Raw genomic sequence first — 25086 nt, 5'->3', positions numbered from 1 at the left:
GCAGCCTCGCGGGCTCGGCAGCTGCTACATGTTCCTGTTGTTCTTCGGATTCACTTCCTTGGCCCAGGCCTTCGACCTGCAACAACTCAGCGATCAACTGGCCAAACCCGATGTGATCCACGGCCACTTCGTCCAGGAAAAACACCTGCGCGCCCTGCCCCAGCCGCTGACCAGCCAGGGCACCTTCGTCCTGGCGAAAGACCACGGCCTGCTGTGGCTGCTCAAAACCCCGCTGCAACAGGATTACCGCATCACCGCCAAGGGCATCGCCCGGCGGGATGCCAGCGGCTGGCAGATGCTGCCGGGCAAGAGCGCCGGGGCCGAGCAGAACCGCTTGTTCCTCGCCGTGCTGCAAGGCGACAGCAGCGGTCTGCAACGGGATTTCGAGCTGTCCCTGAGTGGCGACGCGCAGAACTGGAAACTGACCCTGGTGCCGCGATCGATGCTGCTCAAGCAGGTGTTCAACCAGATCAACATCACCGGCTCAGAACTGGTGAGCACCATCGAACTGCTGGAAACCCAGGGCGACAGCACCTTGCTGCGCATGCAGGACAGCACCAGCGCCCAACCCTTGAGCGATGCGGAGCAACACGACTTTGCCCAGTGAGCGCCTGCTGCCTCGCCTGTTCCTGATCCTGCTGCTGGCAGTGCTGGCGCTCGCCGGCTGGCAGTGGCGTGACGGCGCACCGCTGTCGGCCAACCTGATGGAACTGGTGCCCGGCACTGCGCCCGACGCTCTGGAACAACGCGCCGAACAGCGCATGCAGGAACCGCTCAACCGCGAAATGCTGGTGCTGGTCGGCCACACTGACCGCCAGCAGGCCGTCGCCATGGCGCAGAAACTCAGCGAACAGTGGCAGGCCAGCGGCCTGTTCGAGAAGGTCCAGTGGAACCTGCAAGCGGACCTGCCGGCGCTGCGCACGCAACTGCTGCAAGGCCGTCTGGCGATGCTCTCGGCGGAGGATCGCCAGCAACTGATCGAACACCCCGATGCCTTCATCCAACAACGGGTGCAGGCGTTGTTCGACCCCTTCACCGGCTTCAGCCTGGTGCCCAGCCAGGACGACTGGCTGGGCCTGACCGGACGCATCCAGAACAGCCAGCCGCAACACGGCGCGGTGCAACTGGACATCGGCAGCGGCGCGCTGATCGCTGATGCCGACGGCAAGAGCTGGGTGCTGGTACGTGCCCGCGCCACCGGCAACGCCTTCGACATGAACCTGCCGTTGCAAGTGGCGAACCTGCTTGAACAGAGCCGCGCAGAAGCCGCCAGATCCGACGTCCAGTTACTCGCGGCCAGCGGCCTGCTGTACGCCGCCAACGGCCAGCAGCAAGCCACCCGCGAGATGACCTGGGTCGGTGGCGGTGCCACGCTCGGCATTCTGTTGCTGCTGTTGCTGGCCTTCCGTCGCTGGCGGGTGTTGCTGGCTTTCGTGCCGGTGCTGGTGGGCATGCTGTTCGGTGCGGTGGCCTGTGTGGCGCTGTTTGGCCACATGCACGTGATGACCCTGGTGCTGGGCTCGAGCCTGATCGGTGTCGCCATCGACTACCCCCTGCATTACCTGTCCAAGAGCTGGAGCCTGAAGCCCTGGCGCAGCTGGCCGGCCGTTCGCCTGACCTTGCCGGGCCTGACCCTGAGCCTGATCACCAGCGCCATCGGTTACCTGGCGCTGGCCTGGACCCCGTTCCCGGCGCTGACCCAGATCGCGGTGTTCTCCGCCGCCGGCCTGCTGGGTGCCTACCTGTCCGCCGTGTGCCTGCTGCCGGCGCTGCTCATGGGCGTCGAGCTGCGCCCGGCGCATTGGCCGCTGCGGGTGTCCGGCTTTTTGCTGGGCCGTCGAGAAGCCCTGCTCAAGCACCTGAGCACCCCGGTCCTGCTGGCCCTGCTGATCGCCTTCTGCTCCGGCGGCCTGCTGAAGCTGGAAACGAAAAACGACATCCGCCAATGGGTCGGCGCGCCGCAGCAACTGACCGACGAAGCCAAGACCATCGCGCGCATCACCGGCTATCAACCCACCAGCCAGTTCTTCCTGGTACAGGCGGCGGATGAACAGCAATTGCTCCAGCGCCTGAGCGCCCTGGATGAGCGCCTGGATCAGCTGGTCAATCTGGACAAGCTCGAGGGCTACCTGTCGCTCAATCAACTGGTCAGCCAGCCAAGTGAACAGCAACGAGTGCGCGAGGCGCTGGGCAAGCTGCCGCCGTTCTGGCAGCCATTGGTCGGAGTCGGTGTGCCGGTCGATGCGTTGCGCGCCGAACTGCGCCGATTACAGGCGCTGCCGACTCAGGACATCGACACTGCGCTGGCCGGGCCATTGGCCGAACCCTATCGCCCGCTGTGGCTGGGGCCGACCGAGAATGGCGTGGCGGCGATGGTGAGTTTGCAGGGCCTGAGCAATCCATCCCTGCTACGGGTCCAGGGCGAAGACTTGCCCGGCGTGAAGCTGGTGGACCGGCTCGGTGAATTGAATGCGGTGTTCGCCGCGACGCAAATCAGCGCCGCCGAGCTTAAACTCGCCTCCTGCGTGCTGATCGTGCTGGTGCTGATCCTGCCGTTCGGTTTGGGTGGCGCGTTGCGCATTGTCTCCCTGCCGCTGCTGGCGGCGCTGTGCAGCCTGGCCAGTCTCGGCTGGCTGGGGCAGCCGCTGACCCTGTTCAGCCTGTTCGGCCTGCTGCTGGTGACGGCGATCAGCGTCGACTACGCGATCCTCATGCGCGAGCAGGTGGGCGGCGCGGCGGTCAGCCTTTTGGGCACTTTGCTCGCGGCACTGACCACTTGGCTGTCGTTCGGCCTGCTGGCGGTGTCGAGCACGCCGGCGGTGAGCAATTTCGGCCTGTCGGTCAGCCTGGGCCTGATGTTCAGCTTCATGCTGGCGCCCTGGGCCGGACGCCAGCCGCATGCGGCCACAGTCGCGGAGCCGACGGCATGATGATCGCGCTGTTCTGGGCCATGGCCCTGGCCTTGTTCGCTGTCGCCACCCGCGTCGGCCGCCACTTCGGCCTCATTCCCATCGTCAGCCAATTGCTGCTCGCGACCGTCGGCCTGCCGTTGCTGATGCACTTCTGGGTCGAGCCGCACTGGCAGCTCAGCGGCGCGGCACTGGTGGCGCCGATCTGGCTGAAAAACCTCTACAGCCTGAGTTTCGCGCTATTGCTGGGTTACATCCTCAGCGACGTGATCGACCTGCAACTGGACCGCCAGAGCCTGAAAATCGCCCTGCCGAGTTTCTGCATTCCCTTTGCCTGCGGCCTGGCCACGGCGATCTGGCTGCTGCCGCCACAACCCTGGATCAGCTCCCTGGCGGTCGGCCTGTTGTTCGCCATTACCGCCATTGCGGTGCTGTACCTGTACCTGCGGCATATCGATTACCCCACCGCCGCCACCCGACGACTGGTGCAAACCGCGATCCTCATCGACCTCACCTGCTGGACCCTGTTCGCCATCGCCCAGGGCACCCTGCACCTGAGCAGCCTGCTGCTGCCGCTGGCCGGCGCCTGCCTGCCGCTGGCATTGCGCCTGCTGGGCCTGCGCCAGCTGTGGCTGTACAGCCTGGGCTTTTTCGGATTGCTGGTGGTGGCCGAGCACTACAAGCTCAACGCGCTGATTTTCGGCATCGGTTACGTGCTGATCATGGCCGCGCTCAACGCACCGCTGACCCATCCGCTACCGGCGATCTGGATGAGCCGCCTGCAGACCTACGTGGCAATTCCGCTGATCCTCACCTTCGGCATCGTGCAGATCGACGTTCACAGCGCCATGAGCAGCCTGGGCTGGGTGCAACTGGCGGCGCTGCTGCTGTTGCCGATCGCCAGCAAGATGCTCGGCAACTGGCTCGGTCTGGGTTGGGCCGGCGCTTCGTTCCCCGGCGCCAGCCGCTGGCGGGAAAGTGTGCTGCTGAACATTCGCGGCCTGAGCGAGATTGTCTTTCTCAATCTTTTACTGCAACAACAGCTCATCAGCCCGGCGCTGTATTTCGCTTTGATGGTGATGGGCCTGATCGCGACATTGCTGCCGGCGTTGGCCGGCATGCACCGAATACCCCAGAACGCTGCCGCCCCGGCAAGGAGCCCCCATGCCCACCGCTGAAATGGAACGTCGCCAGGTCGTGGTCATCGGCGCCGGCCCTTCGGGCGCCATCGCCGCCGCACTGCTCAAGCGCAAGGGCCACGATGTGCTGGTGATCGAGCGCCAGCATTTCCCACGGTTTTCCATCGGCGAAAGTCTGTTAGCCCATTGCCTGGATTTCGTCGAGGAAGCCGGCATGCTCGAGGCGGTCAACGCCGCCGGTTTCCAGGTGAAAACCGGCGCTGCCTTCGCCTGGGGCGAGCAATACAGTGCCTTCGATTTCGCCGAAGCCTTCACCCCCGGCAAGACCACCACCTTCCAGGTGCAGCGCGCCGATTTCGACCAGTTGCTGGCCGAGCAGGCGGCGTTGCAAGGCGTTGAGATCCGCTTTGGTGAAACCCTCGTCAGCGTCGATAACGAATCCGCCAGGCCCCAACTCGGCGTGCGTCGCGAAGACGGTAGCGAATACCGCATCGAGGCGGATTTCATGCTCGACGCCAGCGGCTACGGTCGCGTCCTGCCGCGTTTGCTCGACCTCGAAGCACCGTCGAACTTCCCGGTGCGCCAGGCGGTGTTCACCCACGTCGAAGACCGCATCGACCAGCCGGATTTCGATCGCAGCAAGATCCTCGTCACCACCCACCCAACCCGGCGCGACATCTGGTTCTGGACCATTCCGTTCAGCAACGGCCGCTGTTCGGTGGGCGTGGTGGCCGCCGCAGAGCACTTCGAAGGCCGCAGCGACGATCTGGATGCCTGTTTGCGCAGCTTCATCGCCGACACTCCAAGCCTGGCCAGTGTGCTGAAAAATGCCGTGTGGGATACCCCGGCGCGCACCATCGGTGGATACTCGGCCAACGTCAAAACCCTGCACGGGCCGGGCTTTGCGCTGCTGGGCAATGCCGCGGAGTTCCTCGACCCGGTATTCTCCTCCGGCGTCACCATCGCCATGCGTTCGGCGAGCATGGCGGCGGGCCTGGTGCACCGCCAGTTGCAGGGCGAAACGGTCGATTGGCAGGGAGAATTCGCCGTCCCGCTCAAACGGGGTGTCGACACCTTCCGCTGCTACGTCGAAGGCTGGTACGACGGGACGTTCCAGGACGTGATCTTCCATGAAGGCAGCTCACGGGAAATCCGCGGCATGATCAGTTCGATCCTCGCCGGTTACGCCTGGGACGAACGCAACCCGTTCGTCAGCGAAGCCCGGCGGCGGTTGAAGGTGATTTCAGAATTTTGTGCAAGGACGGCGACATGACCTATTCGAGCGACAACTACGTCGAAGAAACCCGCTTCGGTCTGTGGTTCTTGCGCAGCCGCACCTGGCAGCACTATGTGTTGCGGGTGGCGATCGAGGATTTGCGCGGCCTGTTCAGCGAAGCCCTGCCGAGCCAGCCGGTGCTGCTGGACGCCGGTTGTGGCCAGGGCAAGTCCTTCAAATACCTGCGCCAGGCCTTCATGCCCGGCCGTCTGATCGGTGTCGACGCCGACCCGCAGAGCCTGCAACGCAGCCGCATCGAGGCGGTCAATCTGGGTATGGCGGTGGAGTTGATCGACAGCGACTGCGCGAACCTGAAGATGGCCGACGCCAGCGTCGACCTGCTGTTCTGCCACCAGACCTTCCATCATCTGGTGGAGCAGGAAAGGGCCCTGGCGGAGTTCTATCGCGTGCTCAAGCCCGGCGGCTACCTGCTGTTCGCCGAATCCACCGAGGCCTACATTGATACCTGGGTCATTCGCTGGCTGTTCAGGCACCCGATGCAGGTGCAGAAAAGCGCGGCGCAGTACCTGGAGATGATTCGCGGGCAGGGTTTCGAATTCGCGGCGCGGAATGTGTCCTATCCCTACCTGTGGTGGAGCCGGTCCACGGATTTCGGGTTGCTCGAGGTGTTGGGGTACAAGCCCAAGCCGTTTGGGCAGCGGGAAGAGACGTTGGTCAATGTGGTGGCGCGCAAGCCGTTGGAGGGTGGTGTTTGATGCTCCGTTCCAGTCGCTTGAAATGCGTACCTTGTGGGAGCGGGCTTGCCCGCGATAGCAGTCTGTCAGCCAACATTAATGTTGAATGTGCTGCCGTCATCGCGGGCAAGCCCGCTCCCACATGGGTACGTGGTTTGCTCTGGTTTTGTGCTGTCCTGCTGTTGAGCGCCTGCTCCAGCAGCCCACCGCTGCCCGAGCAGACACCGACACTCCCCCTGCCCCTGCAACTGCACATCGAGCGCCTGCAAGACGACCAGCGCCAGGACTGGGTGCTGGTGATCCAGCAGGAAGGCCCGGCCATCCGCTGGTCGATGATGGACCTGCTGGGTATTCCCCAGGCCCGGCAGAAGCTGGTGCACGGCAAATGGCAGGCCGACGGCTTGCTGCCGCCGAATCCCGAAGCCCGGGAGCTGTTCGCCGCGCTGCTGTTTGCGCTGACCACCAGGGACGAACTGAACGTCAACTACCCGGACGCCTGGCAACATGGCGCACAACGCGCCTTGCCAGAACGCTGGGACGTCCGATACGCACAACCGATGAACTTTGAATTGAATCTGCCCAAAGGCCCCAAATACCACGTCACGCCGCTGAGCGGGGAGACCCCATGAGCGCCTGTCTGAACGCCCTCGGGATGATCTGCTCCCTGGGCCGTGGCAAGGACGAAGTCGCGCGCAATCTGTTTGCCGGCGATTGCTCTGGCATGCGCAGCGAAGCCGGCTGGGTTGCGGATCGTTCGTTGCCGGTGGGTTCGGTCCAGGGCGAACTGGCGGCCCTGCCGGCCGAGCTGTCGCGGCAGGACACCCGCAACAATCGCCTGTTGCTGGACGCTGCCCTGCAGATCCGCGAAGACATCGAGCAAGCCATCCAGACCTATGGCCGCGACCGCATCGGCGTGGTGCTGGGCACCAGCACGTCGGGCATCGAAGAAGCCAGCCAGGGCCTGGCCCACTATCTGGATGCCGGTCAGTTCCCCGCCGAATACGACTACCAGCAACAGGAACTCAGCGCCCCGGCGAATTTCCTCGCCGAGTGGCTGCAACTCAGTGGCCCGGCCTACGTGATTTCCACCGCCTGCACCTCCAGCGCCCGGGCGTTGATGAGTGCCCAGCGCCTGCTGGACCTGGGCGTCTGCGACGTGGTGCTGTGTGGTGGCGTCGACAGCCTGTGCAAGCTGACGCTCAACGGTTTCTCGTCGCTGGAGGCGGTGTCCGATCAGCGCTGCAACCCGTTCTCGGTGAATCGCCACGGCATCAACATTGGCGAAGCGGCGGTGCTGTTTGTGATGAGCAGGCAGGCTGTCGGTGAGCGCCCGATTGCCCTGCTCGGCAGCGGCGCCAGCTCCGATGCCCATCACATCTCCGCCCCCGAGCCGACTGGCCGTGGCGCGCTGCAAGCCATGGGCAAGGCACTGAGCCGCGCCGGCCTGCAACCGCAGCAGATCAGCTACCTGAACCTGCACGGCACCGCTACCCAGCACAACGACGCCATGGAAAGCACGGCGGTCAATACGCTGTTCCCGACGGGCGTGCTCTGCTCCTCGACCAAGCCCATGACCGGCCACACTCTGGGCGCTGCGGGCGCTCTGGAAGCGGCGTTCTGCTGGTTGAGCCTGAAAGCGGACAACCAGGCGCTGCCCCCGCACGTCTGGGACAACCAGCCTGACCCCGAGCTGCCGGCCCTCAATTGGGTGACCCCGAGCACGCGCCTGGCGTCCACTGGTCCCCGCTACCTGATGAGCAATTCCTTCGCCTTCGGTGGTAACAACGTCAGCCTGATTATCGGAGACGCCCCATGATTGACTGGCCGCTCGCCGAACTGCTGCCTCACGCTGGCGACATGATCCTCATCGATCAGATCCTCGCGTTCGATGCCGAGCAGATTCACACCCGCCTCACGGTCAAGCCCACCGGGCTGTTCAATCGCCCCGACGGCAGCCTGCCGGCCTGGGTCGGCATCGAGCTGATGGCCCAGAGCGTCGCCGCGTTCGCCGGTTGCCATGCGCGCCAGCGCGGTGACGAGGTGGAGTTGGGCTTTCTGCTCGGCAGCCGCAAGTTCGAATGCAACGTCGAGAGTTTTCCCGCCGGCACCGAGCTGACCATCCACGGCCTGCGTTCGCTGGAAGACGACAACGGCATGGGGGTTTTCGAATGCCATATCAATGGGGCCGGCATTCACGCCAGCGCCCGCCTGAACGTGTATCGCCCGCCTCAGGCCACTCAATATCTTCATGAACCTGCTGGAGTCCAGTCATGAGTGAATCCGTACTGGTCACCGGCTCCAGCCGTGGCATCGGCCGCGCCATCGCCCTGCGCCTAGCCCAGGCCGGGCACGACATCGTGCTGCATTGCCGCAGTGGCCTTGCCGAAGCACAAGCGGTGCAAGGCGAAATCGCAGCCCTGGGCCGCAGTGCGCGCATCCTGCAATTCGACGTGTCCGACCGCGCCGGCTGCAAGGCCGTTCTGGAAGCCGATGTGGAAGCCCACGGCGCCTATTACGGCGTGGTGCTCAACGCCGGCCTGACGCGTGACGGTGCTTTTCCGGCGCTGAGCGAGGATGATTGGGATGTGGTGATGCGCACCAACCTCGACGGTTTCTACAACGTGCTGCACCCGGTGATGATGCCGATGATCCGTCGTCGCGCCGCCGGGCGGATTGTCTGCATCACCTCGGTGTCGGGGCTGATCGGCAACCGTGGACAGGTCAACTACAGCGCCTCCAAGGCCGGTCTGATCGGCGCGGCCAAGGCGCTGGCCACGGAACTGGCCAAGCGCAAGATCACCGTCAACTGTGTCGCCCCCGGCCTGATCGACACAGCGATGCTCGATGAAAACGTGCCGGTGGAAGAACTGATGAAAATGATCCCCGCACAACGCATGGGCACCCCGGAAGAGGTGGCCGGCGCGGTGAATTTCCTGATGTCGGCGGAAGCCTCGTACATCACCCGCCAGGTGCTGGCGGTCAACGGAGGCCTGTGCTGATGAAGCGCGTCGTCGTCACCGGCATGGCCGGCATCACCTCACTGGGCAGCGACTGGGACACCATCGCCCGCCACTTCGCGGCCAATCAGAGCGGTATCCGCCGGATGGACGAGTGGGATCGTTTCACCGAACTCAACACCCGTCTGGCCGGTCCTATCGATGACTTCAAGGTGCCGAGTCACTGGACCCGCAAGCAACTGCGCAGCATGGGCCGGGTTTCGCGTCTGGCGGTGGGTGCCTCGGAGCAAGCCCTGGCGGACGCTGGGTTGCTGGGCGACGAATCGATCAGGGACGGGCGCATGGGTGTGGCCTGCGGTTCCTCCACCGGCAGCACCGACGAGATCAAGGCGTTCGGCAACATGCTGCTCAATTCGGTGGCCGAAGGTCTTAACGCCAACTCCTACGTGCGCATGATGCCGCACACCACGGCGGCCAATATCAGCATCTTCTTTGGTCTGACCGGGCGCCTGATCCCGACGTCCAGCGCCTGCACCAGCGGCAGCCAGGGTATCGGTTATGCGTACGAGGCGATCAAGTTCGGCCGCCTGCCGCTGATGCTCGCCGGCGGCGCCGAAGAACTGTGCCCGACCGAAGCGATGGTGTTCGACGCGCTCTACGCCACCAGCCTGAAGAACGACACGCCGCACTTGTCTCCGCGTCCGTACGACACCGGTCGTGATGGTCTGGTGATCGGTGAAGGCGCCGGCATGCTGGTGCTGGAAGAGCTGGAGCACGCCCTGGCGCGGGGTGCGCATATCCATGCGGAGATCGTCGGCTTCGGCAGCAACGCCGACGGCCAGCACACCACCCGCCCCGAGCAGGTCACCATGCGCCGGGCCATGGAGCTGGCGCTGGAAGATGCGGGCCTTGAGCCGTCAGCCATCGGCTACGTGAACGGCCACGGCACCGCGACCGAACAAGGCGACATCGCCGAAACCCTGGCCACCAGCAGCCTGTTCGGCGAACACATGCCCATCAGCTCGCAGAAAAGCTTCCTCGGCCACACCCTCGGCGCGTGCGGCGCGCTGGAGTCCTGGTTCAGCATCGAAATGCTCAACCGCGACCTGTACGTTCACACGCTAAACCTCGATGCAGTCGACCCCAACTGCGGCAAGCTCGATTACCTGCGTGGCGAGTTCCGGCAGATGAGTAATCAGTTCGTGATGAACAACAACTTCGCGTTTGGCGGGGTGAATACTTCGCTGATTTTCAAGCGCTGGCAATAATCAGTCTGTGGGAGCCTGCTCGCGATGGTCGTCAACGATAACGCGGGCCGCCTGAATCCCCGCGTTGCCTGCGCCTCCATCGCGGGCAAGCCCGCTCCCACAGGTTTTCGGGTGAAGCAGAGATTTTTCAGCCACTCTCGACCATTGTGGGAGCGGGCTTGCCCGCGATGATGGCGCAGCCGTCAGGACTTCAGCGACTCAACCTTACTGGTCAACAACTCCACAAACGCCCGCGCCATGGCCGACTTCTGGTCCTTGCGCTGCACCAGCCACACCGCCGACTCCGCCGCCGGGTCCAGCAGGGGTCGGTAGACCACGCCGTCGATGCGCATCCGTCGGTACGATGCCGGCATCACCGATACGCCCAATCCCGCCGCCACCAGCCCGATGATGGTCATTGCCTCCCCGGCCTCCTGGGCGAAGTGCGGGCTGAAGCCGGCATCCCGCGCCAGGCTCAACAACTGGGCATAGAGGCCGCTGCCGTAGCTGCGCGGGAAAAACACGAAAGGTTCGAGGGCCAGGGCGGACAGGTAGAGCCCCTCTTCACTGCCCTCCACCAACGGGTCCTTGGAGCTGAGCACCGCGACCAGCGGCTCGCGCATCAGCTCGACCACGCTGAGCGAATCCGGCAAGCCCAGCGGGCGCATGATGCCGACCTCGATCGACTCGTCCACCAGCGCATCCGCCACCTGTGTACTGCTCATTTCCCTCAGGTTGAGGTGCACCGCCGGGAAGCGCTGGCGGAACTCGAAGATCGCCTGGGGAATGGTGGTATTGAATGGCGCCGACGAGGTGAAGCCGATTTTCAGCTCGCCAAGCTCACCCAATTGCGCCCGCCGCGCCACATCCGCCGCCTTGTCGACCTGCGCCAGCACCAGTCGCGCCTCTTCCAGGAACAGCCGACCGGCTTCACTCAGTTCTACCCGACGATTGGTACGTTCGAACAAGCGCGCGCCGAGCTCCTGTTCCAGCGCCTGAATCTGCTGGCTCAGCGGCGGCTGGGAGATGCCCAGGGCCTGTGCGGCGCGGCCGAAGTGCAGTTCCTCGGCGACGGCGATGAAGTAGCGCAGATGACGCAATTCCATGGAAACCTCATTAGGTCGTTAAAGCTATCAAACAGGTCGAACAATATATTGGATTGAATCATTAGCCAGCTATATGCTTTTTTCATTGCCTGACCGGCTGTGTGCTACCGAGGTCCACCGTGAAAACTGCTGTCGCTCCACTCGCCCATGAAATTTCTCCCGCTGCCGTGGAGGATGTCGTCGCCGAACTGCAAGAGATCTACATCGAAAAAGGCACGCCGGCTTTCATGCGTACGGTGCTGGCGCTGTTCTGCGGCGGCTTCGCGACCTTCGCCCTGCTCTACTGCGTGCAGCCGATGATGCCGATGCTGTCCCACGAATATTCGATCAATGCAGCGCAGAGCAGCCTGATCCTCTCGGTGGCCACGGGCATGCTCGCCATCGGCCTGTTGATCACAGGCCCCTTGTCCGATCGCGTCGGGCGCAAGCCGGTGATGGTCACGGCGCTGTTTGCCGCCGCGCTGTGCACCATGGCCAGTGCGATGATGCCAAGCTGGGAAGGTGTGCTCGTAATGCGGGCGCTGATTGGCTTGTCCCTGAGCGGTCTGGCGGCGGTCGCCATGACCTATTTGAGTGAGGAGATCCACCCGCAGCACCTCGGTTTGGCCATGGGCCTGTACATCGCGGGCAACGCCATCGGCGGCATGAGTGGGCGCTTGATCACAGGGGTGTTGATCGACTTCATCAGCTGGCACACGGCGATGCTGGTGATCGGTGGTCTGGCACTGATCGCGGCGGCGGTGTTCTGGAAGATCCTCCCCGAATCGCGCAACTTCCGCTCCCGTTCGCTGCACCCGCGCAGCCTGCTCGACGGTTTCATCCTGCACTTTCGCGATGCCGGTCTGCCGCTGCTATTCCTTGAAGCCTTCGTGCTGATGGGCGCGTTCGTCACCTTGTTCAACTACATCGGCTACCGCTTGCTGGCCGAGCCGTACCACATGGAACAGGCCTTCGTCGGGCTGCTGTCGGTGGTGTACCTGTCGGGCATCTACAGCTCGGCGAAAATCGGTGCCCTGGCGGACAAACTCGGGCGACGCAAAGTCCTGTGGAGCACCATCGCACTGATGATCGCCGGCCTTGCCCTGACGATGTTCACACCGCTACCGCTGGTGATCTTCGGCATGCTGGTGTTCACCTTCGGCTTCTTCGGCGCCCATTCGGTGGCCAGCAGCTGGATCGGCCGCCGCGCCCTCAAGGCCAAGGGCCAGGCGTCTTCGCTGTACCTGTTCAGCTACTACGCCGGTTCAAGCGTTGCCGGTACAGCCGGCGGTGTGTTCTGGCATGTGGGCGGCTGGAATGGTATCGGCCTGTTCATCGGTGCGTTGCTGCTAGTGGCGTTGGCGGTGGCGCTGAAGCTGGCGAAATTGCCGCCGTTGCAATGAACCCACTCCCCTGTAGAAGCTGTGTAGGAGCTGTCGAGTGCAACGAGGCTGCGATCTTTTGATCTTGTTGTAGAAAGATCGCAGCCTGCGGCAGCTCCTACAGGGGTCACCTGACGGCCACCTGCGCATGCAGCACCGCTTCACGCTTTTCCAGCATCAGCGATTGCAGGGTAACGCCGTCGCGCTCCAGGCCGTCGAGCCATGACAGCAATGCCCTCGCCTCGCCGCTGAGGGTCAGGCGCAGCAGGTCGTTGTCGGTGTCCATCTGATGCAATTCCAGCCCTGTGGCGGCGACGCTTTCGCTGATGCGTAGTGACAAAGGTTGATCAACGGGGCCCGGTGCATGAGTGCGCGGCAGCGCCTGTTGCAGTTGCGCGGCCAGGGCCATTTGCTGTCGATGCTGACGCTCGGCGACCGCCAGCCGTTGTTGCGTGGGTTGCCAGATCAGGCCGAATGCCGCGACGCTCAGGACAAACAGGCTGAGGATCAACACCATGCGCTGTTCGCGAAGGGACAAGCCCTGCCACTTCGCCATAAAACCTGTGAACTTCATGCGCCTTGCTCCATGGTCAAGGTTGCCTGCACCCGATTTCGATCCTTGCTCGCACTGTCGATACGCACAGGCAAGCCCTGCTGCCGCCCCCGCTCGCGCATCTGCTCAAGCTCGGCAAAGCTGTTGGCGGTGAGTTGGACTTTCCAGCCGTCGCCGTCGCGAAACTCAATACGCTGCACTTCGACATGGCTGGCACCGACGACCTGCTCGACCAGCTTGACCAGGTTGGCGATGTGACTGCCTTGTGCCTGAGCCCCCTGACTCTGCAGGGCTCGAAATTGCGCCGCGAGGTCGACGATGCGGGTTTGCTCCGGATAGAGCGCCTTGAACTGCTGCTCATTGCGGCTGTAAATCTGCCGGCTTTCATGTTCGAGAAAACGGACTCGCGTCTCACCGGCGCCCCAGGTCAGCAGCACCAGGATCAAGGCCGCCATCGCGCCGAAACGCCAGGGCAAAGGCGTACGGCCCAAGGCGAAATCGCCGTGCAGCAGGTTGATGGCCTGACTGTGTTCGCCGCTTAACCAATGATCGACATCGTCCGGGTGCCACTGCATGTCGGCGGGCAGGCAAGGCTTGAGCGAGGCCAACGCCTCGTCCCCGAGCGCCAGGCGAGCCTCCAGCGCGCCCCCCAACAGCCAGCGGCCGAACCATCGCGCGCCCAAGGCCTGATCCGCCGGTAGCAGATCGGCATCGACGAACACCGAACGCACCTCGACCGCGCTTTGGGCTAGTAACGCCAGCACACCGGCGAAACGCTCCCGACCTATCACCATCAGGGGATAGCGCCCTTGTGGATCGCGACGGCCGACACTCAAGTGCAGCCTCTCCAGCGCTTCGCTCAATTGTTCTTCAACGGCGAATGCGAGGGCTTTGGCGTCCGGTCGACGCCGGGAAGGCCATGACTCACTGCGCAGCCAGCTGCATGATTCCATGGGCAACAACAGCTCGACGGCCTTCCCCTTGAGCCTTCGCGCCGCCTCGCTCAAAGGCAGGGTTTGTCGTCCGCCGGTCTGGGACCACAGGCAACACGGCCAGTCGAGCGATGGCGCAGCAAGGCCTTCGGCCGTCAGGTAAAGCCAGGTTTTCATGGAGTCATCTCTTGGGATTTGGTGGCAGCAATCGACGTTGCAGGACATTGAGCTGACCGGTCTTGGCGTCGCGTTCGACATCGGTGGCCAGGCGTAATCGATTCGGTCCATGTGCCACCTGAACGTTGATACGCAGCCAGCGACTGTCGATGCCAAGACCATGGCTGCTCACGCCAGCACCGGCGAGCAACGGGTCCTGGGTGAAGGCCTGGACGCTTGGCCATGGAGTGGCGGCTCGCTGTTGCACGAACGCGTCGGCGATCGCACCGTCAATGCCATCGAGGCTGCGCAATAGCAGTGCCGGGGCGGTGTTGATGTTCAGTGCGGCGTCCGTGGGTAACAGGGCGACCCAAGGCTCCAGTCGACGCAGCCAGTGACCGTCGATGCCCGGCAGCAGTCGCAGTTGGCTCAGTTCCCGCAGCGCGCCGACTTGCTCCAGCCGCACTTCTGGCAACTCCAGCAGCGCCAACAGGCGTGCCCAGCGATTGAGGGTGACTTGATCGATCTGCCCTTGCTTGAGCAGAGCATTGAGATTGAAACGCCCGGCCAGGTCTTCGATCTCGACCTGGATCCGCGCACCGTCAATGTCGAACGATGCGTTGCGTTCGGCCATTGGCTCGCTGTGTTTTTTCAGTGCTGCCAACGCCCAGACTTCCCCGGTAACCGCCAACTGCCGCAGGTGCATCTGCTGCACCTGCTGCCCACTGCTTTGCAGCAACAAACGATGACTGCGTAGAACGCCGCCAACGATCAACAACGCCAGGCTCATGACCAGCAACACGCTGATCAGCGCAACGCCCCGTTGCCGTGCCCTCATGGCAATGCACCGGGCAACAGCAACACGCGGCGGATCCCTTCGAAGCGCCCTGCCGACAGTTGCACTTCCAGCGCCAGCGGCGCCTTCGACCCGCTCGGCCAATCGTTTCGCCAGCCGTCTTGAGCGTCGAACAGGCGCCAGCTCAGCTGCCGGACATCGTCGAGCAGTTTTTGCCGTTGTACCTGGAGCGCGCCTTCACTGCGGCTCTCGCGCCATAACACGCCGCTGTCGAGCCGATACGTCAGTGCCTGGCGCTCGCTGCGTGGCTGATCCAGCGGGTTGCGCCAATTGCCCCGCTGCCAGTGCACTTGCGTGGGCGTAAGCACGATGGGTTGTTCGGTGATGTGCAGCAGGTCGCGCTCGATCAGGGCCACGGCGCGTTGCAGGCTGCGCAACTCGCGCTCGTGGCCCTGGGTGCCCTGTTGCACGCGCACGACACCGTCGAACAGCGTCCAGCTGGCCAGCCCCAATAAGGCGAATATCGCCAGGGCGATCACCAGCTCCAGCAAGGTGAAACCGCGCTGCTCATTGATCACGATGGGGGATCCAGGCACTGGCGCGGTATAGGGTCTGATCGCGTCCGGCGAGGCTGACCTGAAGATCGATCCTGATCAGGCGCGGATCGCTCGACGAACCCACCTGCCGGCGAACGATCCAGTCCCGACGGTCCATATTCACCACCCGCTGCGACTGCCCGAAATCCGACTCGTTTTGCAGACGCAGCTCATTCAATTGGTTGTCCGCCACCCAGGCCGCGAGTAACCGTTCTTCCACCGTCGAGGCCTGCCTGAGCACGTATTGGCTGGCGGACAACACGGCCGTGGCCAGTGTCGCGAACACGGTCAGCGCCACCATGATTTCCAGCAGGGTAAAGCCGCCCATGCGCCGCTTAGCCATCGATCACCACCTCGCCGATGCCATCGCTGGACAGGCTCAACCCGCTGCGACCGGCGCTTTCGAAGGTCAGGCTGAAGGCGCTGATTTCATCACTGCTGAGCAGCAGCAATTGCGGCGGACCTTCGTCGCTTGCCAGGCTCACGAAATAGCCGTCGTGCTGCAGGCGCAGGCGCAAATCGGCCGGCCAGCGATGAAGCGCCGTGACCGGCTCCCAGCCACTGATGCCCAGACGCAAGGTGCGATAACCCTCGTTGCTCAAACGCACGCCGTACTCCTGGCTTTCCAGCACCGCGCGCTCGCGAAACTGCCGGATCACGCCCGTCAGGACGTCCGCTTCCTGCCTCGCCTGCCGCGCCGGATTGATGCCAGCGGCCAAATTCACCATGCCCAGCAGCACGCCGATCAGCACGATCACGATCATCAGTTCCAGCAATGTGAATCCCCGACAGCCACGCCCCATGAATCAGCCACCCCAGTTGCCGATGTCGGCCGCATGCCCCTCGCCACCCACCACGCCATCGGAGCCCAGGGAGTAAAGGTCATAGCTGCCATCGACCGACTTCACACCGGGGTTGAGGTATTGATAGGGCGTGCCCCAAGGATCCACCGGCAAGCTTTTCAAATAACCCTGAGGGTTCCAGCTGCGCGCGGCCGGCAGCCCCGAAGGGCGATTGTGCAACGCCTCCAGTCCCTGCTGCGTCGAGGGGTACTGGAAGTTATCGAGGCGATACATTTCCAGCGCGGTGGCGATGGCCTGGATATCGGTTTTGGTCGCGGTGACCTTGGCCTGATCGGGACGGCTCATGAACTGCGGCACCACGATGGACCCGAGGATGCCGATGATGACGACCACCACCATGATTTCGATCAGGGTAAAACCGCGCTGGGATTTGCTGGGACGTGAGGCTTGCATGGGTCAATTCACCAATTGGTTGAGGCTGAGAATGGGCAGCAGGATGGCCAGGACGATCAGCAGCACCACGGCGCCCATCAGCACCAACATGGCCGGCTCGAACAGGCTCACCACCAGAGCGATGCGTGCCGCCAGGCTGCTTTCCTGCTGTTCGGCGGCGCGGGCCAGCATGCGGTCGAGTTCTCCGGCACGCTCGCCGCTGGCGATCATGTGCAACATCATCGGCGGGATGTCGCCGCTGCGTTCCAGGCCGCGGGTCAGGGTGACGCCCTCGCGGACCGAGCGGGCGACATCGACCATGCGTGCGCGGATGGTCAGGTTGCCGATCACGGCGGCGGCGATTTCCAGGGCGTCGACCAAGGGCACGGCGCTTTTGCCGAGAATCGCCAGGGTGCTGGCAAACCGCGCGGCTTCCATCGCCCGCAGCACTTCGCCGATCACTGGCAGGTTCAACGCCAGGCGGTGCCAGCGCAACCGCCAGAGGGGCTGGCGCAAACTCCCGCGCCAGAGGCCGACCAGTGCAGCCAGGGCGCCGAGAAACAGCAGGCCATGACTGCGCAAGGCATCGCTCACACCGATCAGCGCAATGGTCAGCCAAGGCAACGCCTGCCCGCTGTCGACGAAGATCTTCACCACGTCCGGCACGACGTAACCGAGCAGAAAACCGACGATCACCACGCTGCTCAGCATCAGGATCAGCGGGTACACCAGGGCCATCTGGATTTTCTGTCGCGAGGCCTGGCGCGCCTGGGTGTATGCCGCCAGTTGCTCGAGCACGTCACCCAGATGACCGGACCGTTCACCGGCGGCGACGGTGGCGCGAAACAATTCGGGAAACGCCTTGGGAAACTGGCCCAGCGCAGTGGACAGCGCATGCCCTTCCATCACTCGACTCCTGACCGCCGACAGCAGGCTGGCGACCTTGCGTTTGGCACTCTGTTTCGCCACCGCCTCAAGGGCTTCCTCAAGCGGCAGACCGGCCTGAACCAGGGTGGACAGTTGCAGCGTCAACAACGCCAGATCCGCCGCGCCAAGGCTTGCGCTGCGTGGCTGCCGGCCTTTGTCTCCCCCCACCCGCACCTCCTGCAATTCGCGCGGCCACAAGCCTCGCTCACGCATCAACTGGCGGGCGTGACGCGGGCTATCGGCTTCAATCCGGCCCTTGCAGCGCCGGCCCTGGGCATTGTCAGCGCGGTAATCGAACGTCGGCACTTAGTCCTCCTGAGTCACGCGCAGCAATTCGTCGAGACTGGTCATGCCGTCCAGCACCCGCTGGCGACCATCCTGAAACAGGCTGCGCGACACCTTGCGCGCCTCATCGATCAACGCCTGCTCGCCGGCGCCTCGATGCATCAGCGCCGACACCGCCGGCGTCACCTCGATCAATTCGTAGATCCCGATTCGTCCGCGATAACCGTGCTGACACTGATCGCAGCCCCCTGCCCGGAACAGCAGCGCAGGCGCCGCACGATCCAGCCCAAGCCGTTGGCACGCTTGGGCGTCGGCGCGGTAAGACACTTTGCAATGCCCGCACAACGTGCGCAGAAGACGTTGAGCCAGAACGCCCACCAACGACGACGCCAACAGATAGGCATCAACGCCCATGTCCACCAGGCGCGTGACCGCGCCAGCCGCACTGTTGGTGTGCAAGGTGGAAAGCACCAGGTGCCCGGTCAACGATGCCTGCACGGCAATTTGCGCCGTCTCGCGGTCGCGGATTTCACCGACCATGACCACGTCCGGGTCTTGCCGCAGGATGGCCCGCAAGCCTCGGGCGAAGGTCATGTCGACCTTGGGATTGACCGGCATCTGGCCGATCCCCGGCAGGTGGTATTCGATGGGGTCTTCGACGGTGAGGATGTTGCGGGTCTGGTCATTCAGACTGCTCAGGGCGGCGTACAGGCTGGTGGTTTTTCCCGAGCCGGTCGGTCCCGTGACCAACAGGATGCCGTGGGGTCTGCCCAGCAGTTGGCGCAGGGCGGCGAGGGTATCGTCCGGCATGCCCAGGCGCTGCAATTGCAGGCGTCCGGCCTGCTTGTCGAGCAAGCGCAGCACCACCCGCTCACCGTGGGCCGAAGGCAGCGTCGAAACCCGCACGTCGACTTCGTGCCCGGCCAGGCGCAGGGCCATGCGCCCATCCTGTGGTACGCGTTTTTCCGCGATATCCAATCGCGCCATGACCTTGATCCGCGACACCAACAGCGTCGCCAGCTCACGTCTTGGCCGCAGCATTTCGCGCAGCTGCCCGTCGACGCGCATGCGCACCGACAGGTACTGCTCGAAGGTTTCCAGATGCACGTCGGACGCCTGTTCACGCACGGCCTCGCTGAGCAGTGCGTTGATCAGGCGGATGATCGGCGCATCGCCCTGCTGCTCCAACAGATCGGCGGTTTGCGGCACCTGATCTACCAGACTGAGCAGGTCCAGTTCGTCATCGAGTCCTTGGGCGACCTGTTCGGCGGCGCTCTGCCCCTCGCGATAAGCCGCCGCCAGACGGGTGGCGAAGACCTCGGAGGACAGCATCCGCACGGGCAAATCCCGACCACACACCCGGCGTGCCTCGGCAATCGCCGTCAGCGGTGTATCGGCGCGAATGGCCAGGCTTGGCGCATCGCCCTCGCACTCCAGCAGAACGCCGAAGCGCCGGGCGAAGCCGAATGGCAGCTCAGTCGGGCAGCTCATGGGAGGTTCGGCGCCTCGACGCCCGACTCGAACAACTGGCGAGCATCGGCGGGCAGCAGCAACGAGTTGTTGTCCCGCGCCCTTGGCTGACTCAGCTCACGCAGCGCGTTGTAACGCTGGCGGCTGACGTCGGCCAGATCTTCCTTGCTGCGCACGATGGTCGGGCGCAGGAACACCATCAGGTTGCTTTTGGTCTGGGTGTCGCGACTCCAGCGGAACAGCGCGCCCAGATAAGGGATGTCGCGCAGCAGCGGCACCCCGCTCTTCTGGGTGCGCACGCTGTCGCGGATCAGGCCGCCGATGACGATGATTTCGCCGTCGTCGGCCAGGATGGTGCTCTTGAGTGCGCGCTTGTTGGTGATCAGGTCCGAGGAATCGATGCCGGAGACCGAGGGGGCGATGTCCGACACTTCCTGCTCGACTTCCAGGCGCAGGGTCGAGCCTTCGTTGATGTAGGGCTTGATCTTCAGGCTGATGCCGACGTCCTTGCGTTCGACCGTGGTGAACGGGTTGTCGGCGCCGCTGCTGTTGGTGGCGTAGGAGCCGGTTTTGAACGGCACGTTTTGGCCAACGATGATTTCCGCTTCCTGATTGTCCAGGGTCAGCAGACTCGGCGTGGACAGCAAGTTGCTGTGGGTGTTGCTGGCCAGGGCCGAAATCAGCGCGCCGAAGCGGTCGCTGCCGAGCTTGAGCAACGCGCCTTCCGGGGCCGATTTTTTCTCGTCGAAGGTCAGGCCGCCGACGATGGGAATGTCGGTGCCGGGGAAGTTGATGAAGCCCTTGGCATCGCCGGTGTTGAGGTTCCACTGCACGCCCACCGCCTCGGCAATGTCGCCGGAGATTTCGACGATGGCGGCGTGGATCAGCACTTGCGCCCGGGGCTGGTCGAGCTGGCGCACGATGCTTTCGATGGTCTGCACCTGCGCCGGCTCGGCGATCAGCACCAGCGCGTTCTGGCTTTCGTCGGCCTTGATCATGAAGTTCGAACTGGAGGTGTTGTCCTTGGCGCCGCCCAAGGGTGCCGGTGCCTTTCGGCCCTGGCCCATGGTTTCCAGAATCTGCGCCAGTTGCTTGGCATCGCTGTGACGCAGGCGGATCACCCGGGCATTGTCGGGGCTCGCCATGGCGCGCACATCCAGGCCACGAGCCAGCGCGCTCAGGCGCTGGCGGACGGCGGCGGGGCCGATGAGGATCAGGCGATTGGTGCGGGTATCGGCCAACACCTGGATTACGCTTTCGGCATTGCGTTTGCCCAGAGACGCTTCCATCAGCGCGGCCACGTCGCTGGCCTGGGCGTGCTGCAACTGGATCACCGTGTGCAAGTTGCCCTGCCCCGAATCCAGTTGCCGCACCACCTGGGCGATACGTTGGGCGTTGGCGGCAGTCTCGGTGACCACCAGCGCATTGGCCGAGGTCGAAGGGCCGACATAACCGTTGGCTGACACCAGCGGCCGCACCAGCCCGGCAAAATCGGCGGCGCTGCCGGTGTTCAGTTCGATGACCTGGGTGACGAATTGCGAAGCCGTGGCGTTGGCTGCCGAGCTGGTGCCGGCGCGGGTCTTGGCTTCAGCCACGGGGGTGATGAGGATCCGGTCGCCTTCATCGATGACCGTGAAGTTGTGAGCGTCCAGCACCGCGTAGAACAGCCGGCGCACGCCTTCCCGATCGAGGGCCTTGGGCGACATGACGGTGACGCGCCCGGAGACTCGCGGATCAAGCACGACGGTGGTGCCGAGAATGCTGGAGATCTCTTCGACGATGTCCCGCAGTTCGGCGTTGTTCATCGCCAACTGCCATTTTTCTTGTGCGGCGTGCGGTGTGCCCGGCAACGTCGCCAGCACCAGCAAGACGCAAAGAAACATGGAGCGCAAAGCCTGCGCGCCAATGAAGCTGTTCATGAATTCGATCACTCTGACAGCCCGGAAAACGGGCGTAGAAAACGCGTGGAAACGCCAGGGGCCTGGGCGTCGGCCGCAGGTTCGAGTTGGCGCAGCAAGCGCGCGGCGGGCGGATGCAAGGTCAGCCGCTCTTCGCGCCCCTTGTTCCACAGCAACACCTGATTGGCCTCGACCCGGCGCAGCACGCTGCCACCCGGCAAGCGTTCGCCGACCTGATACAGGCGCGGGCCCTGGGCATCGGCCAGCAGCGCCTTGGACAGGCCATTGCTGACCACGAAACTGGCGTGCAGGGTCAGGGGTTCGGCGCTGGCCTGTGGCGTGTCTTTAGAGGTGAAGCCCAACACCATGGCAACGGCAGTTGCGTCCAGCGTCGTCGGCTCGGACACCACTGTCGCTGGCCTCGCCACTCCAGATAACCGAGGCAGCTGCTGACGAAACTGCCATTCCTGCCACAGCACAAACACTGCATAGCCCACCGATAAAACCAGCAGGCCAAAAGCAGGGATGTGGCGTTTGAAAGGGATCGACACAAGATCACTCGATGTTTGAAAAAACAAAAAAGCGAGTTTCGGCATAAGCCTTCAGGCGCCCATTAGTGAGCGCCCAAAGGGTGACGAGGACTTAAATCTTGTCCCAGGCCATGTGCCAATGGGCACCGACACCCGGCTCAAAGCCATTGGCGCTCGGGCTGTACTGCTTGCAGTAGCCAGACTCCGGGAACGGCTTGCACTCGAAGACTTCGTTGGTCTTGGGTTGCAGCACTTTGGTACCGGCGGTGTATTCGCTGAGGCCTTCGGGGAACACGAAGTCATGCTCGACACCAGCGCCTTCGCCGATCACGTTGGTGGTCTGGGTGTCCTGATGGGTGGTGCGACCATCCAGGGTGGTGCCGACCAGGGTCAGGGTGTGTTGACCAGGGTTGCTGCGAATATCCATGACCAGGTTGGTCACGCCGCTGTCCGCCTGTGCCGACGTGGAGCCAACCAGCTTGTTGTTCTCGTCGAACAAGGTCGCTTCAACGTTCATCTTGCGATTGGAGATCATGCTGAAATCGACCTTGGCCAAGCCTTTTTCCAGTACGTATTTGTCTTGCTGAGAAGCCACGGACATGCGCGCGCCGGTATCTTCCTTCATGTCCAACTGAACTTCATAGCGGGTGACGCCGCTGTCTTTTTGGGCGTACAGGCTGTTGTTGCCCTTGACCGGCTCGATAGTGCCGTTTTCATCACGAACGCCAGCGCGGATAAGCGTATGGGCCTGGTTGATAGCCTCTGCCAGCTTGAACGACCAGTTGTTCGGCGTACCTTGTTCGGCGGTATCGATAGAGATTTCGACGCTGTACTGCGGGCTTTCGCCGTTGGCAGAGAACGCGCGTGCCTTGACCTTGTCGCCGACCAGCAATGGGGTCGAAGGCGCAATGCTGCCCACGGCAGACCAACCGCCTGGAAGTTCTGCCTCGGCAATGATGTTCACATCGGCAGCGTTGTAAAACGCGGCGTCAGTGTCACCTACGCTCCAGACCCCCAGAATCACATGCTGGCCGGATTTATCCGCGGGGATGTTGCAGTTGTGCTTGTCGCTGTCAGACGGCTTCTGATTGCCACCGTCGATGGTGCAGAACGGCGTGCTTTCGAAGGAGGCACGCTTGAGTGCTTCGTTCGGATTCCAGCCGTTACGCGTGATGAAATATTCGTGTTTGGTGGCCGGGTGCACGGCGGTGTAGTGCCACTGGAAATCGACGTTGCGGTTCTTGATTTCCGTCATGTGCCAACGGGTGGCGGACTGAGCATCCAGTGCCGAGAACAGCGAGTGACCGCCGCTCGGGATCTTGCCGTCAATAGGCCCTTGCATGGGTGCTCCGCCCGTACCGGCGGGGAAGCCCTTGAAGGTTTCACCGACGCTTTGCGGCTCGTACTGCGCGCCGCCGCAGTGGGTGTTCAGGCCTTTCTGGCAAAGCAGTGCGCGCGAAGGCGGGACTTCCAGATAGCCGTGAGCGGAAACGGTTTGAGACGCCAACATGGCCGATAACAGGATCATTGAAGAAGTGCAGCTGGCCAGGGCACTTCGCTTGTAGGAGGTATTGTTCATCAAATGAATTCCAGACTACTTATCGAAGATTGAGGCGCACATTGCTGGCGCCCATGTTTGCGATATTGCTCAGCAATGAGGCTGGGCAAGGGGCCGGAACCTTACTTGGATGAATGGATTTTCTATGTAGGGAAAATCGCTTTTGGACGCAGGAATAGTCACCTTGAGCGCTTTTCCGACGGGGATGAAGGAATTGTCCCGCGCAGTGAAACGGCCTTTAACATGAAAAACGTCAGGCACAAAAAAGCCTGTCCGGCGTAATGCCGGACAGGCTTTCGATCATTTCAGAAACGCTTATTCGTGGTACTGGGCCGACAGCTCATGTACCGCACGCAAGAAAGCACCTGCATGCTCCGGATCGACTTCCGGCGTGATGCCATGCCCCAGGTTGAACACGTGACCGCTACCTTTGCCGTAGCTGGCGAGGATGCGCCCGACTTCGGCGCGGATGGCTTCCGGCTTGGCGTAAAGCACGGTCGGGTCCATGTTGCCTTGCAGCGCAACTTTGCTGCCGACGCGATCACGGGCGCTGCCGATGTCGCAGGTCCAATCCAGGCCCAGCGCGTCGGCGCCGGCGTCGGCGATGCTTTCCAGCCACAGGCCGCCGTTCTTGGTGAACAGGATCACCGGCACCTTGCGACCTTCGTGCTCGCGGATCAGGCCGCTGACGATTTTCTTCATGTAGGCCAGGGAGAACTCCTGGTAGGCCGCCGCCGACAGGCTGCCGCCCCAGCTGTCGAAGATTTGCACCGCTTGCGCACCGGCCTTGATCTGGCCATTGAGGTAGCTGGTGACCGTCTGCGCGAGCTTGTCCAGCAGCAGGTGCAGGGCTTGCGGGTTGTCGTACAGCATGGTTTTGGTCTTGCGGTAGTCTTTCGACGAGCCGCCTTCGACCATGTAGGTGGCCAGGGTCCACGGGCTGCCGGAGAAGCCGATCAGCGGTACGCGGCCGTTGAGTTCGCGGCGGATGGTGCTGACCGCGTCCATGACGTAGCCGAGGTCTTTCTGCGGATCGGGGATCGGCAGGGCTTCGATATCGGCCAGGGTGCTGACGACTTTCTTGAAGCGCGGGCCTTCGCCGGTTTCAAAATACAGGCCCTGGCCCATGGCGTCGGGGATGGTCAGGATGTCGGAGAACAGGATCGCCGCATCCAGTTGTGGATAACGGTCCAGCGGCTGCAGCGTGACTTCGCAGGCGAACGACGGGTTCATGCACAGGCTCATGAAATCGCCGGCCTTGGCACGGCTGGCGCGGTATTCAGGTAAATAGCGTCCGGCCTGACGCATCATCCACACGGGCGTGACGTCTACGGGTTGCTTGAGCAGGGCGCGCAGGAAACGGTCGTTCTTCAGGGCAGTCATGTCGGCATCCGGAAAAAAAGTGCGGGCATGGTCTCAAAAGACAGCCGCAAGCGGCAAGCTACAAGCGACAAGTTAAC

The 25086-nt window shown here is 63.3% G+C and carries 25 protein-coding genes; 11 read left to right on the top strand and 14 right to left on the bottom strand.

Going from position 1 to position 25086, the window contains the following annotated elements; translation table 11 throughout:
- Positions 1-28: 28 nt before the first annotated feature.
- From HNO86_RS02060 to HNO86_RS02015, 10 genes are read left to right on the top strand one after another with little or no spacing between them, the layout of a single operon-like run.
- Positions 29-607: an outer membrane lipoprotein carrier protein LolA gene (locus tag HNO86_RS02060; protein WP_175375371.1), complete on the top strand. Its 579-nt coding sequence runs from the start codon at positions 29-31 to the stop codon at positions 605-607.
- Entirely contained in the window at positions 579-2930 is a 2352-nt protein-coding gene (locus HNO86_RS02055) for an MMPL family transporter (RefSeq protein WP_175375370.1), read from the top strand. The genes HNO86_RS02060 and HNO86_RS02055 overlap by 29 nt, the downstream gene beginning before the upstream one ends.
- Positions 2927-4087 (top strand): sodium:proton antiporter, encoded by a 1161-nt coding sequence (locus tag HNO86_RS02050; RefSeq protein WP_175375369.1) that lies wholly within the window; start codon positions 2927-2929, stop codon positions 4085-4087. The genes HNO86_RS02055 and HNO86_RS02050 overlap by 4 nt, the downstream gene beginning before the upstream one ends.
- Positions 4074-5321, top strand: coding sequence for an NAD(P)/FAD-dependent oxidoreductase (locus HNO86_RS02045; protein WP_175375368.1), 1248 nt, complete (start codon positions 4074-4076; stop codon positions 5319-5321). The genes HNO86_RS02050 and HNO86_RS02045 overlap by 14 nt, the downstream gene beginning before the upstream one ends.
- Complete coding sequence (locus tag HNO86_RS02040; RefSeq protein ID WP_175375367.1) at positions 5318-6040, top strand: class I SAM-dependent methyltransferase; 723 nt, start codon at positions 5318-5320, stop codon at positions 6038-6040. Before HNO86_RS02045 ends, HNO86_RS02040 begins: the two co-directional genes overlap by 4 nt.
- Entirely contained in the window at positions 6040-6648 is a 609-nt protein-coding gene (locus HNO86_RS02035) for a hypothetical protein (protein ID WP_175375366.1), read from the top strand. The genes HNO86_RS02040 and HNO86_RS02035 overlap by 1 nt, the downstream gene beginning before the upstream one ends.
- Entirely contained in the window at positions 6645-7835 is a 1191-nt protein-coding gene (locus tag HNO86_RS02030) for a beta-ketoacyl-[acyl-carrier-protein] synthase family protein (protein ID WP_175375365.1), read from the top strand. The genes HNO86_RS02035 and HNO86_RS02030 overlap by 4 nt, the downstream gene beginning before the upstream one ends.
- Positions 7832-8293, top strand: coding sequence for a hotdog family protein (locus HNO86_RS02025; protein ID WP_175375364.1), 462 nt, complete (start codon positions 7832-7834; stop codon positions 8291-8293). The genes HNO86_RS02030 and HNO86_RS02025 overlap by 4 nt, the downstream gene beginning before the upstream one ends.
- Positions 8290-9018, top strand: coding sequence for a 3-oxoacyl-ACP reductase FabG (gene fabG, locus HNO86_RS02020; RefSeq protein WP_175375363.1), 729 nt, complete (start codon positions 8290-8292; stop codon positions 9016-9018). The genes HNO86_RS02025 and fabG overlap by 4 nt, the downstream gene beginning before the upstream one ends.
- Positions 9018-10244: a beta-ketoacyl-ACP synthase gene (locus tag HNO86_RS02015; protein WP_175375362.1), complete on the top strand. Its 1227-nt coding sequence runs from the start codon at positions 9018-9020 to the stop codon at positions 10242-10244. The genes fabG and HNO86_RS02015 overlap by 1 nt, the downstream gene beginning before the upstream one ends.
- A gap of 182 nt (positions 10245-10426) precedes the next feature.
- On the opposite strand, the gene HNO86_RS02010 is transcribed toward HNO86_RS02015, so the two are convergent.
- A complete protein-coding gene (locus HNO86_RS02010; RefSeq protein WP_175375361.1) occupies positions 10427-11329 on the bottom strand; it encodes a LysR family transcriptional regulator in 903 nt (300 codons plus the stop codon).
- Between the two features lie 152 nt (positions 11330-11481).
- Here HNO86_RS02010 and HNO86_RS02005 point away from each other — a divergent pair, with 152 nt between their 5' ends.
- The gene (locus HNO86_RS02005) at positions 11482-12711 is read left to right on the top strand and encodes an MFS transporter (protein WP_372242506.1); all 1230 of its coding nucleotides are present in this window, start codon (positions 11482-11484) and stop codon (positions 12709-12711) included.
- 106 nt (positions 12712-12817) lie between these two features.
- On the opposite strand, the gene gspM is transcribed toward HNO86_RS02005, so the two are convergent.
- The 13 genes from gspM to hemE all read right to left on the bottom strand — a co-directional run bounded on the left by gspM (position 12818) and on the right by hemE (position 25009).
- On the bottom strand, positions 12818-13264 hold the full coding sequence (gspM, locus tag HNO86_RS02000) for a type II secretion system protein GspM (RefSeq protein WP_256672531.1): 447 nt from the start codon (positions 13262-13264) through the stop codon (positions 12818-12820).
- Complete coding sequence (gspL, locus tag HNO86_RS01995; RefSeq protein ID WP_175375359.1) at positions 13261-14352, bottom strand: type II secretion system protein GspL; 1092 nt, start codon at positions 14350-14352, stop codon at positions 13261-13263. Before gspL ends, gspM begins: the two co-directional genes overlap by 4 nt.
- Positions 14353-14356: 4 nt before the next feature.
- The gene (locus HNO86_RS01990; protein ID WP_175375358.1) at positions 14357-15169 is read right to left on the bottom strand and encodes a general secretion pathway protein GspK; all 813 of its coding nucleotides are present in this window, start codon (positions 15167-15169) and stop codon (positions 14357-14359) included.
- Complete coding sequence (locus tag HNO86_RS01985) at positions 15166-15702, bottom strand: type II secretion system protein GspJ (RefSeq protein ID WP_175375555.1); 537 nt, start codon at positions 15700-15702, stop codon at positions 15166-15168. Before HNO86_RS01985 ends, HNO86_RS01990 begins: the two co-directional genes overlap by 4 nt.
- Positions 15695-16066 (bottom strand): type II secretion system minor pseudopilin GspI, encoded by a 372-nt coding sequence (gspI, locus tag HNO86_RS01980; protein ID WP_175375357.1) that lies wholly within the window; start codon positions 16064-16066, stop codon positions 15695-15697. Before gspI ends, HNO86_RS01985 begins: the two co-directional genes overlap by 8 nt.
- The gene (gene gspH / locus HNO86_RS01975) at positions 16059-16526 is read right to left on the bottom strand and encodes a type II secretion system minor pseudopilin GspH (protein ID WP_175375356.1); all 468 of its coding nucleotides are present in this window, start codon (positions 16524-16526) and stop codon (positions 16059-16061) included. The genes gspI and gspH overlap by 8 nt, the downstream gene beginning before the upstream one ends.
- A 3-nt stretch (positions 16527-16529) precedes the next feature.
- Entirely contained in the window at positions 16530-16979 is a 450-nt protein-coding gene (gspG, locus tag HNO86_RS01970; RefSeq protein ID WP_175375355.1) for a type II secretion system major pseudopilin GspG, read from the bottom strand.
- A 3-nt stretch (positions 16980-16982) separates the two neighbouring features.
- Positions 16983-18191: a type II secretion system inner membrane protein GspF gene (gene gspF, locus HNO86_RS01965; RefSeq protein ID WP_175375354.1), complete on the bottom strand. Its 1209-nt coding sequence runs from the start codon at positions 18189-18191 to the stop codon at positions 16983-16985.
- Positions 18192-19661, bottom strand: coding sequence for a type II secretion system ATPase GspE (gspE, locus tag HNO86_RS01960; RefSeq protein ID WP_175375353.1), 1470 nt, complete (start codon positions 19659-19661; stop codon positions 18192-18194).
- Positions 19658-21559 (bottom strand): type II secretion system secretin GspD, encoded by a 1902-nt coding sequence (gene gspD, locus HNO86_RS01955; RefSeq protein ID WP_175375352.1) that lies wholly within the window; start codon positions 21557-21559, stop codon positions 19658-19660. Before gspD ends, gspE begins: the two co-directional genes overlap by 4 nt.
- Positions 21560-21567: 8 nt before the next feature.
- Positions 21568-21945: a type II secretion system protein N gene (locus HNO86_RS01950; RefSeq protein WP_372242503.1), complete on the bottom strand. Its 378-nt coding sequence runs from the start codon at positions 21943-21945 to the stop codon at positions 21568-21570.
- Between the two features lie 235 nt (positions 21946-22180).
- Positions 22181-23647 carry an N-acetylglucosamine-binding protein GbpA gene (gene gbpA / locus HNO86_RS01945; protein WP_175375350.1) on the bottom strand — a complete coding sequence of 489 codons (1467 nt, stop codon included), beginning with the start codon at positions 23645-23647 and terminating at the stop codon, positions 22181-22183.
- Positions 23648-23941: 294 nt separating this feature from the next.
- Positions 23942-25009, bottom strand: a complete 1068-nt coding sequence (gene hemE, locus HNO86_RS01940) for a uroporphyrinogen decarboxylase (RefSeq protein ID WP_175375349.1) — start codon at positions 25007-25009, stop codon at positions 23942-23944.
- Positions 25010-25086: the final 77 nt, after the last annotated feature.

Origin of the sequence: Pseudomonas sp. C1C7 (genome assembly GCF_013359595.1) — a bacterium.
GTDB lineage: Bacteria > Pseudomonadota > Gammaproteobacteria > Pseudomonadales > Pseudomonadaceae > Aquipseudomonas.
The sequence above is the reverse complement of the archived record's forward strand: the minus strand, read 5'-3'. Positions and strand labels throughout refer to the sequence as shown.

Bases quoted from the DNA above. Each gene is read 5' to 3' on its own strand.
- HNO86_RS02060 (WP_175375371.1), top strand. From the start codon at position 29: ATGTTCCTGTTGTTCTTCGGATTCACTTCCTTGGCCCAGGCCTTCGAC.
- HNO86_RS02055 (WP_175375370.1), top strand. From the start codon at position 579: ATGCGGAGCAACACGACTTTGCCCAGTGAGCGCCTGCTGCCTCGCCTG.
- HNO86_RS02050 (WP_175375369.1), top strand. From the start codon at position 2,927: ATGATGATCGCGCTGTTCTGGGCCATGGCCCTGGCCTTGTTCGCTGTC.
- HNO86_RS02045 (WP_175375368.1), top strand. From the start codon at position 4,074: ATGCCCACCGCTGAAATGGAACGTCGCCAGGTCGTGGTCATCGGCGCC.
- HNO86_RS02040 (WP_175375367.1), top strand. From the start codon at position 5,318: ATGACCTATTCGAGCGACAACTACGTCGAAGAAACCCGCTTCGGTCTG.
- HNO86_RS02035 (WP_175375366.1), top strand. From the start codon at position 6,040: ATGCTCCGTTCCAGTCGCTTGAAATGCGTACCTTGTGGGAGCGGGCTT.
- HNO86_RS02030 (WP_175375365.1), top strand. From the start codon at position 6,645: ATGAGCGCCTGTCTGAACGCCCTCGGGATGATCTGCTCCCTGGGCCGT.
- HNO86_RS02025 (WP_175375364.1), top strand. From the start codon at position 7,832: ATGATTGACTGGCCGCTCGCCGAACTGCTGCCTCACGCTGGCGACATG.
- fabG (WP_175375363.1), top strand. From the start codon at position 8,290: ATGAGTGAATCCGTACTGGTCACCGGCTCCAGCCGTGGCATCGGCCGC.
- HNO86_RS02015 (WP_175375362.1), top strand. From the start codon at position 9,018: ATGAAGCGCGTCGTCGTCACCGGCATGGCCGGCATCACCTCACTGGGC.
- HNO86_RS02010 (WP_175375361.1), bottom strand. From the start codon at position 11,329: ATGGAATTGCGTCATCTGCGCTACTTCATCGCCGTCGCCGAGGAACTG.
- gspM (WP_256672531.1), bottom strand. From the start codon at position 13,264: ATGAAGTTCACAGGTTTTATGGCGAAGTGGCAGGGCTTGTCCCTTCGC.
- gspL (WP_175375359.1), bottom strand. From the start codon at position 14,352: ATGAAAACCTGGCTTTACCTGACGGCCGAAGGCCTTGCTGCGCCATCG.
- HNO86_RS01990 (WP_175375358.1), bottom strand. From the start codon at position 15,169: ATGAGGGCACGGCAACGGGGCGTTGCGCTGATCAGCGTGTTGCTGGTC.
- gspI (WP_175375357.1), bottom strand. From the start codon at position 16,066: ATGGCTAAGCGGCGCATGGGCGGCTTTACCCTGCTGGAAATCATGGTG.
- gspH (WP_175375356.1), bottom strand. From the start codon at position 16,526: ATGGGGCGTGGCTGTCGGGGATTCACATTGCTGGAACTGATGATCGTG.
- gspG (WP_175375355.1), bottom strand. From the start codon at position 16,979: ATGCAAGCCTCACGTCCCAGCAAATCCCAGCGCGGTTTTACCCTGATC.
- gspE (WP_175375353.1), bottom strand. From the start codon at position 19,661: ATGAGCTGCCCGACTGAGCTGCCATTCGGCTTCGCCCGGCGCTTCGGC.
- gspD (WP_175375352.1), bottom strand. From the start codon at position 21,559: ATGAACAGCTTCATTGGCGCGCAGGCTTTGCGCTCCATGTTTCTTTGC.
- gbpA (WP_175375350.1), bottom strand. From the start codon at position 23,647: ATGAACAATACCTCCTACAAGCGAAGTGCCCTGGCCAGCTGCACTTCT.
- hemE (WP_175375349.1), bottom strand. From the start codon at position 25,009: ATGACTGCCCTGAAGAACGACCGTTTCCTGCGCGCCCTGCTCAAGCAA.